The 16,161-nt window shown below is 72.6% G+C and carries 15 protein-coding genes and 1 pseudogene; 9 read left to right on the forward strand and 7 right to left on the reverse strand.

Annotated elements, in window-relative coordinates; all coding sequences use genetic code 11:
• Positions 1-22: 22 nt before the first annotated feature.
• On the reverse strand, positions 23-925 hold the full coding sequence (locus ABZT12_RS08585) for a helix-turn-helix domain-containing protein (protein WP_356379481.1): 903 nt from the start codon (positions 923-925) through the stop codon (positions 23-25).
• A gap of 220 nt (positions 926-1,145) precedes the next feature.
• On the opposite strand from ABZT12_RS08585, the gene ABZT12_RS08590 reads away from it, so the two are divergent.
• Positions 1,146-4,058, forward strand: coding sequence for a BTAD domain-containing putative transcriptional regulator (locus ABZT12_RS08590; RefSeq protein ID WP_356379484.1), 2,913 nt, complete (start codon positions 1,146-1,148; stop codon positions 4,056-4,058).
• Positions 4,059-4,542: 484 nt separating this feature from the next.
• Here the strand turns inward: ABZT12_RS08590 and ABZT12_RS08595 are convergent, their stop codons facing one another.
• Positions 4,543-5,601: a CorA family divalent cation transporter gene (locus tag ABZT12_RS08595; protein ID WP_356379487.1), complete on the reverse strand. Its 1,059-nt coding sequence runs from the start codon at positions 5,599-5,601 to the stop codon at positions 4,543-4,545.
• 173 nt (positions 5,602-5,774) lie between these two features.
• Here ABZT12_RS08595 and ABZT12_RS08600 point away from each other — a divergent pair, with 173 nt between their 5' ends.
• Both ABZT12_RS08600 and ABZT12_RS08605 read left to right on the forward strand, forming a co-directional pair.
• A complete protein-coding gene (locus tag ABZT12_RS08600) occupies positions 5,775-6,842 on the forward strand; it encodes a YihY/virulence factor BrkB family protein (protein ID WP_356379490.1) in 1,068 nt (355 codons plus the stop codon).
• An 81-nt stretch (positions 6,843-6,923) separates the two neighbouring features.
• Positions 6,924-7,059, forward strand: a pseudogene (locus ABZT12_RS08605) (WYL domain-containing protein); the annotation flags it as partial.
• 158 nt (positions 7,060-7,217) lie between these two features.
• Here the strand turns inward: ABZT12_RS08605 and ABZT12_RS08610 are convergent.
• Positions 7,218-7,901: a class I SAM-dependent methyltransferase gene (locus tag ABZT12_RS08610; RefSeq protein WP_356379493.1), complete on the reverse strand. Its 684-nt coding sequence runs from the start codon at positions 7,899-7,901 to the stop codon at positions 7,218-7,220.
• Positions 7,902-8,120: 219 nt separating this feature from the next.
• Between ABZT12_RS08610 and ABZT12_RS08615 the strand changes: the two genes are divergently transcribed.
• The 3 genes from ABZT12_RS08615 (at position 8,121) to ABZT12_RS08625 (ending at position 10,808) form a co-directional block, all read left to right on the forward strand.
• A complete protein-coding gene (locus ABZT12_RS08615; RefSeq protein WP_356379496.1) occupies positions 8,121-9,122 on the forward strand; it encodes a zinc-binding dehydrogenase in 1,002 nt (333 codons plus the stop codon).
• Positions 9,123-9,283: 161 nt separating this feature from the next.
• A complete protein-coding gene (locus ABZT12_RS08620; protein ID WP_356379499.1) occupies positions 9,284-10,480 on the forward strand; it encodes an alpha-hydroxy-acid oxidizing protein in 1,197 nt (398 codons plus the stop codon).
• Between the two features lie 97 nt (positions 10,481-10,577).
• Positions 10,578-10,808 (forward strand): DUF5133 domain-containing protein, encoded by a 231-nt coding sequence (locus ABZT12_RS08625; protein WP_356379502.1) that lies wholly within the window; start codon positions 10,578-10,580, stop codon positions 10,806-10,808.
• 27 nt (positions 10,809-10,835) lie between these two features.
• Here the strand turns inward: ABZT12_RS08625 and ABZT12_RS08630 are convergent, their stop codons facing one another.
• The 4 genes from ABZT12_RS08630 to ABZT12_RS08645 all read right to left on the reverse strand — a co-directional run bounded on the left by ABZT12_RS08630 (position 10,836) and on the right by ABZT12_RS08645 (position 13,264).
• Positions 10,836-11,507 (reverse strand): HAD family hydrolase, encoded by a 672-nt coding sequence (locus tag ABZT12_RS08630; RefSeq protein WP_356379506.1) that lies wholly within the window; start codon positions 11,505-11,507, stop codon positions 10,836-10,838.
• Positions 11,508-11,526: 19 nt separating this feature from the next.
• Positions 11,527-12,492 (reverse strand): LLM class F420-dependent oxidoreductase, encoded by a 966-nt coding sequence (locus ABZT12_RS08635; protein ID WP_356379509.1) that lies wholly within the window; start codon positions 12,490-12,492, stop codon positions 11,527-11,529.
• Positions 12,493-12,515: 23 nt separating this feature from the next.
• On the reverse strand, positions 12,516-12,860 hold the full coding sequence (locus ABZT12_RS08640; RefSeq protein WP_356379512.1) for a hypothetical protein: 345 nt from the start codon (positions 12,858-12,860) through the stop codon (positions 12,516-12,518).
• Between the two features lie 116 nt (positions 12,861-12,976).
• Positions 12,977-13,264, reverse strand: coding sequence for a hypothetical protein (locus ABZT12_RS08645; protein WP_356379515.1), 288 nt, complete (start codon positions 13,262-13,264; stop codon positions 12,977-12,979).
• Positions 13,265-13,523: 259 nt separating this feature from the next.
• On the opposite strand from ABZT12_RS08645, the gene ABZT12_RS08650 reads away from it, so the two are divergent.
• The 3 genes from ABZT12_RS08650 to ABZT12_RS08660 all read left to right on the forward strand — a co-directional run bounded on the left by ABZT12_RS08650 (position 13,524) and on the right by ABZT12_RS08660 (position 16,159).
• Positions 13,524-13,823, forward strand: coding sequence for a polyprenyl synthetase (locus ABZT12_RS08650; RefSeq protein ID WP_356379518.1), 300 nt, complete (start codon positions 13,524-13,526; stop codon positions 13,821-13,823).
• Positions 13,813-14,868, forward strand: coding sequence for a polyprenyl synthetase family protein (locus tag ABZT12_RS08655; protein WP_356379521.1), 1,056 nt, complete (start codon positions 13,813-13,815; stop codon positions 14,866-14,868). Before ABZT12_RS08650 ends, ABZT12_RS08655 begins: the two co-directional genes overlap by 11 nt.
• 127 nt (positions 14,869-14,995) lie before the next feature.
• On the forward strand, positions 14,996-16,159 hold the full coding sequence (locus tag ABZT12_RS08660) for an oxygenase MpaB family protein (protein ID WP_356379524.1): 1,164 nt from the start codon (positions 14,996-14,998) through the stop codon (positions 16,157-16,159).
• Positions 16,160-16,161 lie beyond the last annotated feature (2 nt).

Consider the following 16,161-nt stretch of genomic DNA (forward strand, 5'->3'; position numbering starts at 1 on the left):
CGCGGAGCCCCGCGGCGACCGTTCAGCGCCCCCGCAGCCCCATGCCGATGACCTTGGCGGTGCGCGCGGCGGCGTGGGCGAGCCGCGGCAGGTGATGCGCGGGATCGGTCACGACACACAGCGACGCCAGTGGGGGCTGCCCCGGGCGGCCGTACAGCGGCACGGCCGTGCAGCACACCCCCGGCATCAGCTCCTCGCGGTCGAAGGCGGCGCCACGGGCCCGGATGTCCGCGGCCTCCCGGAGCCAGGAAGCGGGATCCGGTCCCGGCAGCGCGGTGGGACCGGCCGCCGCCATCAGCACCTTGCCCGCCGCCGTCCGCCACGACCAGGTCATTCCGCGGCACGTCGCGGCGGACGGCTCGGCCTCCTTGCCCGCCGCCCAGTCCAGGACCAGCACGTGCCCCTTCCACAGCGTGCAGACGCCCACCGCCACGCCCGTGCGCTCCGCCAGCTCCCGCACCGGCTGCCGCGCGGCGGACCGCAGGGCCGGGTGCGGCTGCCAGCGGTGCCCGAGGTGGAACATCTGCGGCCCCATCCGGTAGTTGCCGCGGTGCCGCTCCACCGCGCCCAGTTCGGCCAACTGCTCAAGGAGCCGGTGGGCGGTCGACTTGGGCAGTCCGCACTCCGCCGCCAGCCTCGTCAGCCCCGCCTCTCCGGCCAGTTCCACCGCTTCGAGGAGCCCGAAGGCGCCCTCCAGCACCCTGCGGCCGGCGCCGGCCGGCGAGGGCGGCGAGGTCACCGCCGCCGTCGGGGCCGGGGTCGCCGTCCTGGTCCGGGCCGCCACGGTCACGGCCGCCGGCGACTGCTGAAGTCCCGCCGGCCGTAGCCTCACCTGCGTGGCTTCCCGCGCGCCCGGCGTGTCCCGTCCCTCGGGCGCCTTCGTCAGGACCGATGTCTCCGGTGCCATCACTTCGTGTTCGGTCAAGCCCTTCACCCCCGTTGCAGCCCGCCCCCGTTACACGGCCCGTACCTGACGGAGCGGTCGTGCTCTCCGCGTGCCGCCGCCGCATTCGGTCGTCGGCCGTCAGTACGCCAGAAGACTCGCATCCGGGCATGGATCGAAACGTTGTCGAATGCTTGTCCGGAAGCAGGGAGGACGGGGAAAGATGGGTACAGCCGCACCAGCGGCGGGGGGAGTGAGCGGCATGGTGCACGTGAACCTGTTCGGCCCCGTCGAGCTGTCGGCCGGGCCGTACACGATGGAAGTGGGCCCTCCGCAGCGCCGTACGGTGATGGCCGCGCTGGCCGTGGAGATCGGCCGCCCCGTCGCGGTGGCCACGCTCATCGACCGGGTCTGGGACGGCGACCCGCCGGACGCGGCACGACGCGCGGTGCACGCCCATATCGCCAGGATCCGGCGGGTCTGCGAACAGGCCACCGAGCGGGGTACACAGCCGCTGCGCCTGGTGCGCCGCTCGGGCGGATACGTGCTGGACGCGGACCCCTCGCAGGTCGACGTACACCGGTTCCGGCAGTTGATCGACCGCGCCCACGCGGCTGAACAGCCGGACGGCACAAGGGCGTTGCTGCTGCACCAGGCGCTCGGTCTGTGGCGCGGGGAGCCGCTCAGCGGACTGCACGGGCAGTGGGCCGCCCGGACGCGGGAGACATGGCGGCGCCAGCGGGTGGATGCCGCGGTCGGCTGGGCCCGTATCGAGGTGCGCCGCCATGACGCCGAGGCCGTGATCGGGCCGCTCACCGAACTCCTCGCGGAGTACCCGCTGGTGGAGACGTTGGCCGAGACGCTGATGCGGGCCCTGCACGACGCCGGGCGCAGCGCGGAGGCGCTGGACTGCTACAGCGTTGTACGGCGGCGTCTGGCCGAGGAGTTGGGGACGGACCCGGGGCCGGCCCTGCGCACGGTGCATCAGACGATCCTCGACGGCCGCAGGCCCGCCACCGGCCGGCGCCCACCGCTCCCGCCGCCCGACTCCGCACGAGCGGAAGGGAGTTCACCCATCGCGGAGCTCGCCCCCGAGCCGTCCGCGCCGCGACCGCCGGCCGCGGCGGACCCGCAGGCGGCGCCGACCCCTCAGCCGGCCGAGACGCCGGCCCAACTCCCGGTCGCGGTACGGGGCTTCACCGGACGCGACGAGGAGATGACCCGGCTCCTGTCGATCCTGGACAAGGCCCGGGAGGACTCCCCCGCGGTGGTGATATCGGCCGTCTCCGGCATGGCCGGGGTCGGAAAGACCGCGCTGGCGGTGCACTGGGCGCGCCAGACGGAGAGCGCCTTCCCCGACGGGCAGCTCTACGTCAACCTGCGGGGCTTCGACCCCCGGGGCTCGGTGGTGACTCCGGCGGAGGCGGTGCGCGGCTTCCTGGACGCCTTCGGAGTGCGGCCCGAACGCATCCCGCCCGGCCTCGAAGCCCAAGTGGGCTTATACAGGAGCCTGCTGACGGGCCGCCGGGTACTCGTCCTACTGGACAACGCGTGGGACGAGCAGCAGGTACGGCCGCTGCTGCCGGGGGCGGCGGGCTGCATGGCGCTGGTGACCAGCCGCAACCGGCTGACCGGACTCGCCGTCTCGGAGGGCGCCCACCTGCTCTCCGTCGACGTGCTCGGCCCCGGCGCCGCCCGGAACGTGCTGGCCCAGCGGATCGGAGCGGACCGGCTGACGGCCGAGGCCGACGCGGCACGGGACATCGTCGCCCGGTGCGCGGGCCTGCCGCTGGCCCTCGCGGTGGTGGCCGCGCGGGCCGCCGCCCAGCCGCACCGGCCGCTCGGCTCCCTGGCACGCGAGTTACGGCAGGAGCGGAACCGGCTGGACGCGCTGGACGCGGGCGAGGCCGCGAGCCGGGTCCGGGCCGTCTTCTCCTGGTCCTACCGCGCCCTCAGCGGCGGTGCGGCCCGGCTGTTCCGGCTGCTCGGCCTGCACCCGGGGCCGGACGCCGGACTGGCCGCGGTCGCCGCGCTGGCGGGGATCCCGGCGCAGGAGACCCGGGAGTTGCTGTCCGAGCTGACCCGGGGGCACCTGCTGTCCGAACACGCCCCGGGCCGCTACGTCTTCCACGACCTACTGCGGGTGTACGCGGGCGAACTCGTCGCCGAGCAGGACGACGAGCGGGTACGACGGACCGCGCTGCACCGCCTGCTCGACCACTACCTGCACACCGCGCGAGCCGCCGACGCGCTGGTGACCCCGCAGCCCAACCCCATTCCCCTGCCGACGGCCCGGCCGGGGGCCAACGTGGCGGAGTTCGCGGGCTACGACCAGGCGCTGGCCTGGTTCACGGCCGAGTGCGCCGTACTCCTGGAGGTCGTCCGCCACGCCCCCGACCACTTCGGGAGCCATGTCTGGCGGCTGACCGCGGTCCTCACCACCTACCTGGACCGCAACGGCTACCACCACGCCCTGGAGGAGGCCGGCCGCAGATCGATGACGGCGGCCCGGCTGGAGAACGACCGGGCGGGCCAGGCCGGCGCCCACCGCACCCTCGGACTCGCCCTCGACCGACTGCGGCATCCCGCGGCCGGCGAACACTACGCGCGGGCACTCGAGTTGTACGCCGCGCTGGGCAGCGACGCCGGGCAGGCCCGGACCTATCAGCACCTCGCCCGGCTGGCGGGCACCCGGGGCGAGCACATCCAGGCTCTCGAACACGCCAGTTGCAGCCTGCGGCACTACCGAGCGGCGGGTGACCTGGCGGGCCAGTCGGCCGCCCTGAACCACATGGGCTGGCAGTTGGCCCAACTGGGCAACTACCGCGAGGCGTTGGCCCACTGCGAGCAGGCCCTCGCGCTCGCCCTGGCCACCGAGGACGTCGACGGGCTGGCCCACACCTGGGACAGCCTGGGGTACATCCACCGCCAACTCGGCGACTACCACCGGGCGGTGGACTGCTACCGGCAGGCGGTCGACCTGTTCCACGTCACCGGCGAACGCAACCACGAGGCGCGATGCCTGACGTGCCTCGGTGACTGCTACGACGGCGCCCAGCAGCCCGCTCCCGCGCAGGACACCCGGAGCCGGGCCAGGGCCATCGCGAACGACCTGGGTCTGCCGAGGAGCGAGACGCCGCGGCCGGCCCCGAACAGCGGGCCGCACTCCCGTTGAGGGTGCCCGGTGCCCGCCTCAGCCGGGACGGCCGCACCCCGCTGGAGTTCCGCGCGGTGGCCCGGGGGCGACCGGCGGCAAACTGAACTGCCTTGTGTGGGCGGCGACTTGACGGTTTCGGTCCCGGCGGCGGGGAGGTGTCCGGCCGCTCAGCGGGGCCGAAACATGACCACGCCCGCCCCTGGGGAACACCGTTCGGGGCGGGCTGGGGTCCATGACTGGTCGTGCGGCACGAAGGGCGCGGCTCAGCCGCGGCGCAGCATCATGACGACGGCGACGATGACGATGATGAGGACGACGGTACCCAGACCTATGTACACGGCCTTCTCCTTGGTTCGGCGGCTGCGGCGCCGGTCGGTGCCGCAGAGACCCTCGTGCCCCCGTCCGCGTCTTTCAGGCCGCCCCGGACTTATTCTCTTGCCGCACCCGATCCGGAACCCCCACACCGCTCAGGCAGGCGGACCTGGCCGGGCCGTGCCGCCGCTCACAGCCACTTCAGGCGGCGGAACAAGCCGTAGAGGACCGCACAGATCACGACGGTGGCCGCGATGGTCACCGGGTAACCCCACCGCCAGTGCAGCTCCGGCATGTGGTCGAAGTTCATGCCGTAGTTCCCGACCACCACCGTGGGTACGGCGGCGAGGGCCGCGACCGCGCTGATGCGCCGCATGTCGTCGTTCTGGCTGACGCCCACCTCCGCCGTCCAGGCGTCCCGGGCGCTGTCCAGCATCTCCCCGAGCTGCTCGGACTGCTCCACCACGCGCCGTAGCCGACTGGCCACGTCACGCAGCGGATCGCCGTCCTGCCGGGAATCGCCGAAGGCGTCGGAGGCGGCGCCCAGAGCCAGCGCGGCAGGGCCCGCGGTGCGGCGCAGCCGGAAGATCTGGCGGTGCAGGTGGTGTGCCGCCGCGAGCCGCCGCCGGCGTTCGGCCCGGTCGGCCCGCCCCGTCCGGGCCGACGCGTCGTCCGGCGGCTCGGGGTCCGCGTCCTCGGTCGCCTCCTCCAGCGCCTCGGCGATCTCCTCGTACTGGTCGGTGACGACTCCCGCCATCAGCCGCACCAGCTCCGTGGAGTCCGCGCCGCGCACGGCCTGGTGATCGAACCTGTCCGCGAGGGCCTTCCGCACGTCGGTGCGGCCGTGCTCCACGGCCAGCGCGAAACCGGGACCCGCGAACAGCACCACACAGCCGGAGCGGGTCAGCCGGGGCAGCCGCGGGGCGCCGCCCGTGTGCCGGTCGAGATGACACGTCCGCAGGGTCAGGACGATGACGTCGTCCACCCGGTCGAGACCGGGGCGGGTGCCCGGCTCGCTCGCCCGGCCGGCCAGACCGGCGTCGAGCCCGCACGCGTCGGCGGCCCTCCGCAGAGCCTCCTCGTCATCGGCGTGCACCATGAGCCAGGCGACGCCGCCCCGTGCGTGCGCCTGCCCCACCAGCGCCAGCGGGTCTCCGTCCACCGGCGACGCGATCGTGCCGCCGCCGAGCAGTACGGTCCAGATCGGCGACGGTGCGGAGCGTGCGTGATGGGGATCAGCAGCGGTCATTGTGGAATCCTCCCGATCGGCGGCGCTCGACGGCCGCCTGACCGGCACGTATGCCCGGCGTGCCGACAGCGCACGCCTGGGAGGGCCCCAGGTCCGCCGGGGCACGTGTCACCGGAGTCGAGAAAACCGCGCCCGGTCACTTTAGGACGCACCGCCAGGGGTACCCGGCGAACATGGCTGAATCGCATCTTCCTGGACGAAAAGACCGTGAGGGGAACGGCGCCGAGCAGTCGCCGGAGGAGCGGGCCGGCCCGGCACCCGAGGTGGAGGAACGGGCCCCGGACTCGCCGGCCCAACTGCCCAAACAGGCCTGGGGCCGGGTCCTTTCCGGAAGCCTGCGCGAGTTCAAGAAGGACGAGCTGACCGACCGGGCGGCGGCGCTCACGTACTACGGGGTGCTCGCGTTGTTCCCGGCGCTGCTGGTCCTGGTCTCCCTGCTGGGCCTCACCGGCAGGTCGACCACGGACAAGGTGCTGAAGAACCTCAAGCAGCTCACCCCGGGTTCGGTGCACAACATCCTCACCCAGGCGGTGGAGCAACTCCAGGGCAAGGCCGGTGTCGGTTCGCTCGTCGCCATCGTCGGCCTGGTGGTGGCGATCTGGTCGGCGTCCGGCTACGTCGCGGCGTTCATGCGCGCCGCGAACGCCGTCTACGACATGCCCGAAGGGCGCCCGGTGTGGAAGATCCTCCCGGTGCGGCTCGGCGTGACCGTCGTCCTGCTGGTGCTGGCGGTCGTCAGCGCGCTGATCGTGGTCTTCTCCGGTGGCGTGGCCCGCCAGGCGGGTACGGCGCTCGGGATCGGAAGTTCCGCGCTGTCGGTGTGGTCGATCGCGAAGTGGCCCGTGCTGGTCATTCTGGTCACCGTGATGATCGCCATCCTCTACTGGGCCTGCCCGAACGCGAAGGTGAAGGGCTTCAAATGGGTCACTCCCGGCAGCCTCCTGGCCCTGCTGATCTGGATGCTCGCTTCGGCCGGATTCGCGTTCTACGTGACCAACTTCGCCTCCTACAACAAGACTTACGGCACCATGGCGGGCGTCGTCGTCTTCCTGGTGTGGCTGTGGATCACCAACCTGGCGATCCTGCTGGGGCTGGAGTTCGACGCGGAGGCGGTGCGTCAGCGGGCGATCGCCGGCGGTATGCCTCCCGGCGCCGAGCCGTACACGCAGCCGCGCGACACCCGCGCCTGGGACGAGGAGGACCGACGCCGTCTGGACGAGGACGGACCGGCGGCACGGTGACCACGGCGACGGCGTCATATCCACCGCCGCAGACGGACGGGTAATGAGTCGGGAGCGCGGAGTCGAGAACGAGACCGACGACCGGCCCGCCGGGTCCAGCCCCCTCCCCTGCTCACCCGGTGAGGCCGTTGGGTACCCGCTCGCCTGGGACCTCGAACGGGAGGACCGGCGGACCTTCCGCGCCGACCGGATACGGCCCCGCGGCCCGACCGGGCCTGGCGGCGGCGATCGGCCGCTTCGGCACCGCCTTCGACATCGTCGGACCGCCCCAACCGCGGGAGCTGTCGATCTCCTCGCCACCCGCTACGCGGACGCCGTTCGGCGCGCCGCGCAGGGAGTCGAGGAGCGGGGCGACTCGGCCTGCTCGACGACCGGTCAGCGCAGCCGTCGCGCGCGCAGCACCAGGTCGTCCGTGTGATGGGCGCCGGCACCGCCTTCGGGTGACACGCGGGGACGCTGCTCGTCGACCTCCACGACCCAGTCGTCGTCGAGCAGGGCGGCGACCATCGAGGGCCAGACGTAGTCGGCCGGGTCGAACTCGCTGTCCTGGTGCGCCTGTTGGGTGTCCATCCCGGCGTGGTGGACGAGCAGCAGGACACCGCCGGGGGCGACGGCCGCGAGCAGCGCCCGCTCGGCCGCGGCGTCGGGGGTGCGCAGCAGGGCGGGGTACTGCGCGGAGACCAGGTCGAAGGAGGCCTGCGGGAGCGCCGCCTCCGTCAGCGCGGCGTGTACCCAGCGAACGGTGGTACCGGCGTCCCGCGCGTGCCCGGCGGCCCGGTCCAGTGCCACGCCGGAGACCTCGACGGCGGTCACGTCCCAGCCGCCGCGCGCCAGCCAGACGGCGTCCGCGCCCTCGCCGCAGCCCACGTCGAGCGCCCGCCCGGGACGGAGCCCGGCGACCTCGGCCACGAGCGCGCCGTTGGGCCGGCCGCTCCACAACTGTTGCCGGTCGGTGTACCGGTTGTCCCACTCCGCCCGTACCACAGGGTCTCCGACGTATCCGTCGGCATGCGAGGTGGCGTTGGACGCGGGCGATCCCGCGGTGCTGTTGTCGGTCACGGATCAACCGTCGCCCCTCCCGGTCCGGTCACGCCACTCTTGTTGCCGATCCGGCAAATCGACGGCGGGGGGCGCCAGTTGGTTCCGCCGCGCACCGGGTCGGCGGCGGGGCCTTTCGGCGTACCACCCGGCCGGGGACGTCCCGTCGGGAATGAAGGTCCGGCGGCCGGGTGTTGACCACCGGCGAGCGACTCTCCTGCCCCGGGAAGAAGGCACCCCATGACGTCCTCGCCGACCACCATGCGCGCCGTCCGGCTCTCCGCGCCCGGCCCGGTGGACAACCTGCGGCTGACCACCCTCCCGCTCCCGCCCGAGCGGGACGGCTGGGTCCGCGTCCGGGTCGAGGCGTTCGGCCTCAACCGTTCGGAGTTGAAGCTGCGGCTGGGAGTGAGCGTGGGTGTCAGCTTTCCGCGGGTGCCGGGCATCGAGGCCGTCGGTACCGTCGACGCGGCCCCGGCCGGCAGCGGGCTGACCGCCGGGCAGAAGGTCGTGGCGATGATGGGGGACATGGGGCGCACCTACGACGGCGGTTATGCCGAGTACACGTCGGTACCGCTGTCCCAGGTCATCCCGGTCGACACCGACCTGCCCTGGGACGTGCTGGGCGCGTTACCGGAGATGGTGCAGACCGCCCACGGCTCGCTCACCGTCGGCCTGGACCTGCGGCCCGGCCAGTCCCTGCTGATCCGCGGCGGTACCTCCTCGGTGGGCCTGGCGGCCGCCGCGCTGGCCGCCTGGCGCGGCGCCACCGTGCTCTCCACCACCCGGCGGCCCGACCGGCTCGCCCTGCTGAAGGAGCACGGAGTCGCCCACCCGCTGCTGGACACCGGTGACGTCGCTCCCGCCGTACGCGAGTTGTACCCGGACGGCGTGGACGCCGCCCTGGAACTCGTCGGCACGCCGACCCTGCCCGACACCCTGCGGGCGGTGCGCGTGCACGGCACGGCGTGCTTCGGCGGCAGCCTCTCCAACCAGTGGACGGTGCCGGACTTCTCCCCGAACGAGTACCTGCCGAGAGGAGTACGCCTGGCGGGCTACTTCGGCGACGCCGCCGACCTGCCCCGGGACGTCTTCCAGGAGATCCTCGACGCGGTGGCGGCGGGCCGACTGGCCTTCCCCGTGGACCGCGTCTACGACGGCCTGGAGCAAGTGCCCCTCGCGCACTCCGACATGGAGCACGACCGCGCCACCGGCAAACTCGTCGTCCGCGTCCGCCACTGAGGCCGTGGGGGCGAGCCGGCGACTCCCCCTCGCACGAGCCCCTTTCCACCACGGTCCGTTGACGGCGTGATCAACGCCATCCGCGGCGACCCCGCGTTCGGACCCCGCCGCGGCAGCCGGTGCCGCACTCTCACTGAGTACGCCAGTGGAAAGGGACAGCCATGACAGGGCAGCCGTTCGGCTCCTACCAGAACGAGATCTACCTCAACGGGCTCGGGGGCGTGCTGCCGCCGTACCCGATGGCCTTCGCGGAACTGGAGGACCGGGCCCGGACGGCGCTGCCCACCTCGGTGTGGTCCTACGTCGCGGGCGGCGCCGGCGACGAACGCACCCAGCGGGCCAACGTGGCCGCCTTCGACCACTGGGGACTCGTACCGCGCATGTTCGTCGGCGCGGCCCAACGCGACCTGTCCGTCGACCTGTTCGGGATGAGGCTGCCCTCTCCCCTGCTCATGGCGCCGGTCGGGGTCATCGGACTGTGCGCTCAGGACGGGCACGGCGACCTGGCCACCGCGCGGGCCGCCGCCCGCACCGGCGTACCGATGATCGCCTCCACTCTCTCGGCCGACCCGATGGAGGAGGTCGCCGCCGAGTACGGGGACACCCCGGGCTTCTTCCAGCTCTACACCCCCACCGACCGCGAACTGGCCGCGAGCCTCGTGCACCGCGCCGAACAGGCCGGGTACCGGGCCATCGTGGTCACCCTGGACACCTGGGTCACCGGCTGGCGTCCCCGCGACCTGGCCACCGCCAACTTCCCCCAGCTGCGCGGGCACTGCCTCGCCAACTACACCAGTGACCCCGTCTTCCGCGCCCGGCTCGCCCGCACTCCGGAAGAGGACCCGCAGGCCGCCGTCCTCCTCTGGACCCAGCTCTTCGGCGCCCCGCTCACCTGGGACGACCTTCCCTGGCTGCGCTCCCTCACCGACCTCCCGCTGCTCGTGAAGGGCATCTGCCATCCCGAGGACGCCCGGCGGGCCAAGGACGCGGGCGTGGACGGCGTCTACTGCTCCAACCACGGCGGACGCCAGGCCAACGGAGGTCTGCCCGCCCTCGACGCGCTGCCCGCCGTGGTGGAGGCCGTCGACGGACTCCCGGTCCTCTTCGACTCCGGTGTCCGCAGCGGAGCCGACGTCGTCACGGCCCTCGCGCTGGGCGCCACCGCGGTGGCCGTGGGCCGGCCGTACGCGTACGGGCTCGCGCTCGGCGGCGCCGACGGCGTCGTGCACGTGCTGCGGTCGCTGCTCGCGGAGGCCGATCTGATCATGGCGGTCGACGGGTATCCGGCCCTGGCGGACCTGACCGCCGACGCCCTGCGACGAGTTCCTCCGGCGGTCGCGGGCGAGGCACGGCACTGACGGAACCCGGAACCCCCTCCACGGAACCCGCGCATGACCGGGCCGAGCCGGGGTATTCGCGTCGCGTATGACATGTCCACCTGATGGGAGACCCCCGGTGCTGATGGCCCACCCTGCCGTGCTCAAGGACCTGGTCGAGCAGTACGAGACCCTGCGGGCCCTGCATGCCGAGAACGGCGGCCCCGCCACCCGGCAGCGGATGGACGACATCGCCTACACGCTGTGCGTGTCGACCGGCACCCGGGACGTCGATGTCGCCCTCGTCGCCGCGCGGTACCGGCTGCCGGGCGCGCGGCCCGAGGACGACTCCGTGCTCACCGCCGACTGAACTCCCCGTCTCTCGGGCGGAGTCCGGTCACTCCCGCTCCGCGAAGACGCTGGAGTCCAGGTGCTTCAGGAGGTCGGCGGCGTCCCGGTACACCGCGCGGGCGCCGGCCTCCTCCAGTTCCGCGCGGGGAACTCCGCCGGAGAGCACGGCCACGGGAGTCACCCCGTCGCTCGTGGCGGCCTTCATGTCCCACACCGTGTCGCCGACGAACACGGCTTGTCCGCTCGGTACGTCCGCCAGCTTCCTGGCCTCCCGCACCGGGTCGGGGGCGGGTTTTCCCGCGGAGACGTCGTCCGCGCTGGCCGCCCCGAGGATGACGTCGTCCGCGTCGATGGCGCGTCGCAGGGCGGAGAGTTCCGCGCCGCCCGCCGAGGTCGCCAGGACAATCTGCCAGCCCCGTCCGGCCAGTCCGCGCAGCAGGTCACCCACCCCTTCCAGGGCGGGCAGCCGCTCGAAGTACGCGGCGTAGAGGGTGTGGTGGGCGGCGACGAGCTGGTCGTCGCCGTCGTGATCGCGGTCCTCGCCCAGCAGGTGGTCCAGCAGGTCGCCGCCGGCGAGACCCAACGCCCGGTGGATGTCCCGCGAGGGGATGTGGTGGCCCGCCTGCCGGAACGCCTCCCACCAGGAGACGATGTGCAGGTGGTTGGTGTCGACGAGCGTTCCGTCGACATCGAAGATCGCGGCGCGTTTCGTGGTCATCCCGGGTGCCTTCGCCCTCTCACAGTTCGCGCAGGGCGGGCAGCAGCTTCTGCTCGGCCCACTCCAGATACGGAAGTTGGTGGTCGCCGCCGATCTGGACGAGGGCGACCTCGGTGAACCCGGCGTCCACGTACGGGCGTACGGCCTCGACGACCGCGTTCACGTCGTCGCCGCAGGGGATGGACCCGGCCACGTCCTCGGGCCGTACGAACTGGGTGGCGCCCGCGAACGCGGCCGGTCCGGGCAGTTCGGAGTTGACCGGCCAGCCGCAGCCGAACCAGCGGAACTGGTCGTGGGCGCGGGCGATCGCCGCGTCCCGGTCGGTGTCGTAACAGATGGGCAGCTGGCCGACCTTGGGCTTGCCCTCGCCGCCGTGCCGGTCGAACGCGGAGACCAGTTCCGGTTTGGGCTCGGTCGCGATCAGCAAGTCGGCGAGGTGCCCGGCGAGTTGGCACGAGCGGTCGCCGGAGACAGCCACCCCGATCGGCGGCGGCTCGTCGGGCAGGTCCCACAACTTGGCGTTCTCCACGTCGAAGTGGACCCCGTGGTGGTTGACGTTCTTCCCTTCGAAGAGAGCGCGGATGATCTCCACGGCCTCCTCCAGCATCTCCAGCCGGACATGCGCGGCGGGCCAGCCTCCGCCCACGACATGCTCGTTGAGGTTCTCCCCGGAGCCGAGACCCAGCCGGAAGCGCCCCTGGGACAGGAGTTGCAGGGTGGCGGCCTTCTGGGCGACGACCGCCGGGTGGTAGCGGGTCGTCGGGCACGTCACGTACGTCATCAGGGGAATGCGTTCCGTGGCCTGCGCGGCGGCACCGAGGACGCTCCACGCGTAGGAGGCGTGTCCCTGGGACTCCAGCCAGGGGAAGTAGTGGTCGGAGGTGACGGAGAAGTCGAAGCCGGCGCGCTCGGCGCCGACCACATGGCCCACCAGTTCCCGCGGGCCGGACTGCTCGGTCATCATCGTGTACCCGATCCGCACCATGCCGCTCATCTCCTCGTGACTCGTCAGCGCTTCGTGCTGAGACGCAGGTCGACTTCCTTCTCCTGGTCCCCCGACGCCGTGCCCTCCTCCTGGACGGCGAACGCCGTGCGGAGCGCCTCGTGCAGTTGGTCCACCGCGACGTAGCCGCCCTGGAGGGTGACGCTGACCGTGCCCGCCAGCGGCATGGGGTCGGTCGGGATCCACTCCTGGGTCGGCTCGAACTCCGCGGTCCACACGGCGGCGTGGTCGCCCGGCTGTTCCTGGGGTACGTCGTCGGCGGCCCGGTCGGTCGGGAACGCCGTCCGCAGGACACCGAAGACAGTGGCGGCATCCTCCTTGGACGCTCCGGTGAGAGACACGCTGGCCATTTACTTCACACTCCGTAACTGTTGGATTCTGGGTGGTAGCCGGCACGTGGAACGAGGTGCCTGATGCGCGGCACTCCCCAGCGTCACCCGTCTCGGCTCGGACGGCACGCCGAGCGTCAGCCGGGCGGCTCCTGGGGCACGGGCTCCTCGGGGTGGGCGGCGCCGGCCCGCGGTCCGCCCCGGCGGCCGGTCCCGGCCTCGTCCGTGTCCGGGACCTCCGTGTCCGGGACCTCCGTGTCCGGGACCTCCGTGTCGAGGCTCTCCTTGTCGGGGCTCTCCTTGTCGGGGCTCTCCGACTCGGGCTGGTCACCGGTGGCGGCCTGCTGATCGGGCAGATCCCTCGGTATCGGCTTCGGTTGCGGCCCCCCGCTGTCCCCAGGGGTTTCCGGGCGGCGCTCGCTCAAGGCGTCCTCACTCTCTCGGGCAGGGGTGGTGTACCGCGCGAGTACCCAGGGGGCCGCTGATGATGCTGGCGAACCCGGTCCGCGGTGCGTGCCCCCGCGGCCGCATCCGCCTCCACGAGTCCGAGTCGGCATCCGTATCCGTACGGCCACGCGAGGTGATCACTCGATCGTGAGTTTCCGCCCTCGGGCACCCGTTCCTTCGCGAGGCTGCCGAGAGGGCGGGGTGACCGCCGCCCGGACCGCTGTGGGTGGGAGTGGCATGACACACGACTCGGTACGACACACGGGCGCGGACGAGCGGGCGGTCCTGCTCGTGGCGGGACTGGCCGATCTCGCGGTGAGCACGGTGGGCACCGCCCTCGGGACGGTGGGCACGGCGCTGGGAACGGTGCGGGGCCTGCTGCGCCGTTCGGACACCGCCGACCTGGCCGCGGACGCCGAGCGCGACCTCGTGGCGCGCGGACGCCTCGTACTGGACCGCTGTACGGCCGTTCCCCCGGCGCACCTGGAGATCCTCGCCCGGCACGCCCTGGCTCGGCGGGCCGCCGATGACGTCTGACCGTTGGGAGCCGGCCGTCTTCAAGGCCAGGACCGATCAGGTGCTCCGCCGGTTCATGGCCGAGGAGACCGAGCGGTTCACGGCGATCGATCCGGCGCTGGGCCCGGTGGCCGACCAGTTGAAGGCCGCGGTGGCGGACGGCAAACGGCTGCGGGCGGCGTTCTGTTACTGGGGCTGGCGGGCGGCGGGACAGCCCGACAGCGACGCGCTGGTGCGGGCGGCGGCCTCGATGGAGCTGGTGCACGCCGCGGCGGTCGTGCACGACGACCTCATCGACGACAGTCCCCTGCGACACGGGCGTCCCACCGCCCACATCGCCCTGCGCGCCGCCGTACGGCAGCACCCGCGCGCCGCCGCCGCAGCCAGGTCGCTGGCCATGCTGGTGGGCGACCTGCTGATGGAACTGGCCGGTCAGCTCTTCGCCACCAGCGGTCTGCCGGCGGCCTATCTGTCCCGGGCCCGCCCGCTCTGGGCGTCGCTGGCAAGGGAGTTGGTCGCGGGCGAGTGCCTGGAGATCCTCCGCACCGGAGCCGAGCCGGACACCGGGACGTCCCTGAAGGTGATCCGCTACAAGACCGCCAAGTACACCGTGGAACAGCCCCTGTTGATCGGCGGCGCACTGGCGGGGGCCGGTGAGCGGCTGCGCGCCGGCTACTCCGCGTACGGGCTGCCGCTGGGCGAGGCGTTCCAGCTGAGGGACGACGTCCTCGGTCTGTTCGGGGACGTGGCGGAGACCGGGAAGGCCGGCACCGACGATGTCCGCGGTCACCGGCCCACCGCCCTTCTGGCGGAGACCTGGCGGGTCGCCGGCGCCGACGACCGGGATCGGCTCCGCGCTGTGCTGGGCCGGCGCGACCTGGACGAGGACGGTCTGCGGACGGTCCGCGAGGTGATGCGCCGGCTGCGGACACCCGACCGCGTCGAGGCCATGATCAGCGCACGGGTCGCCGAAGCCCTGGACGGCGTGGGCGAGTTGGATGTTCCGCCGCATGCCGCCGCCGCGCTGACCACGCTCGCGCAGGCGGCGGCGGTCCGCCTGTCGTAGGCCACCCCCGACCGACCTGGAAGACCTGGAAGATCCGGAAAGCGCAGAGGACGGAGAAGACGGCAAGGAAGCCCGGGCCGCCGAACACGTCCGGGACATCGGATACGTCAACGACGAGGAGCCCGCCATGATCTACACCGAGGCGTCGATGGACGCCCTGCGCCAGTCCGGTGACGAACTCGCCGACGCCACGGTCGCGACGCTGTTCGAGCGCGGGGAGGTCGGCAAGTTCAACACGCTGATGCGGTACGTGTCCACGGCGGGGTCTCCCCTGCCGGACGGGCTGCCCGACGTCGCCACGGAGTACCTGCGGGCCACGAGCACCCCGCCGGACTGGGTCGACTGGGCTGAGATGGAGAAGGCGCGGCTGTTCTTCATCGACAACAACGTGCACATCTCGACGGCGCTGTCCTTCGCGGCCATGCCCGCCTGTTACGTCGTGCCGCCCGTGGCGAAACTCCTCTCCGCCGCCCACGGTCTGAAGTACCCCTCCAAACGGATGGCGGAGACAGGCCAGTTCACCGTCTACCTGATGCGGCCCGACGCCTTCGAGGCCGGCAGCCGTTTCCTTCCCGCCGCCCAGAAGGTCCGCCTCCTGCACGCCTCGATCCGTCACCACCTCCGCCGCGAGAACCGCTGGGACACCGCCACGCTGGGGACGCCGATCTGCCAGGAGGACCTCATCGGCGGCCAGATGTTCTTCTCCATGCTCGTACTGGACAGCCTGCACCGGTTGGGCATCCACATGTCCGAGGAGGGGGCGCGGGCGTATTACTACGCCTGGCGGGTGGTGGGGGCCATGCTCGGCGTGGACCAGGACGCCGTGCCCCAAAGCCTCGAAGAGGCACGGCAGTTCCTGGACCGGTACATGATCCGGCACATGGGACCGACCGCCGAGGGCGCCCACCTGACCCGGCAACTCATCGACCTCTACGAGGAGGTGGTGCCCGGCACCTTCTTCGACCCGATCGTCTCCGCCCTCATCCGTCACCTCATCGGCGACACCTGTGCCGACTGGCTCGACGTGCCGCGCACCCCGTGGGACACCGTCGTCAAGGCGGTGCCCCGTCTGCTCGGTGTCCTGGAGTCCATCGAGGACCGCTCACCGCTCGGTGCCTGGGCCCTGGACCGCCTCGGGAACCTCACCACCGTCCTGGAACTCTCCTCCCTCACCCGCGGTCGCGTCATGCACTACGCCATCCCCGAACACCTCAAGAAGGACTACGGCATCGACAACTCGGTCTCCCTGAAACGCCGTTGGGCCCCGCCCGCCGCCACCGTCCCCCGCTGACC

Source organism: Streptomyces sp. NPDC005423 (assembly GCF_040606415.1).
Taxonomy (GTDB): Bacteria; Actinomycetota; Actinomycetes; order Streptomycetales; family Streptomycetaceae; genus Streptomyces.